The organism is Rhodoplanes sp. SY1 (assembly GCF_046000175.1).
In the GTDB taxonomy this organism is placed as follows: Bacteria; Pseudomonadota; Alphaproteobacteria; order Rhizobiales; family Xanthobacteraceae; genus Rhodoplanes.
Map to the genome: position 1 here is coordinate 1 of NZ_JBEOMB010000472.1, position 533 is coordinate 533.

At 55.7% G+C, this 533-nt stretch carries 1 protein-coding gene; it reads left to right on the forward strand.

What is annotated here, in order from left to right:
• Positions 1 to 248 precede the first annotated feature (248 nt).
• Positions 249 to 533 (forward strand): hypothetical protein (locus ABTU92_RS30425; protein WP_408095256.1); only part of this gene is annotated, 285 nt, incomplete at its 3' end.

The window sequence follows — 533 nt, forward strand, 5'->3', positions numbered from 1 at the left end:
GAGAGCCGGGAGAACCGAGCCATTCATGAGGGATGCAGTCGTCCCTCCATCCGCTTCGGGAACGCCAGCCGGTCGCGCTATCGCCTATTGCCAACCACACTCATTCCGCGTGTATACTCGACATCTTTCGCGACATGAGCGAGGCGCCCGCAAAATCGCGCCCATCTCGACCGGTGCTTCTTCTCTCGAAGCGGCGTCCTCATCGCCGTCGCAGTCGGCTCCCCTCCAGATCGTCTCTCGAGTGAACCATGGCCCCCGATTACACGCCCCGCGGTAATGGCGAAATCAAGCTGGATTGGTTCGAGCGAACCACCCAGATCGGCTTATTGGTACTTGCTTCGCTCGCTGCACTCGGGGGCGCTTTGCGAATATTCGGCCTCGGGAACCAAGATCGCCTCGACCAAACGACATTGTTTTATTTTCTTGGCGCGGGAAGCATATTGCTCTTGAAGCAGATAAAGACACTTAGCTTTGGTCAGATAAAGCTAGAAATGATCAAGGAGATTGCAGCACGACAAGACAGACAGGAGAAA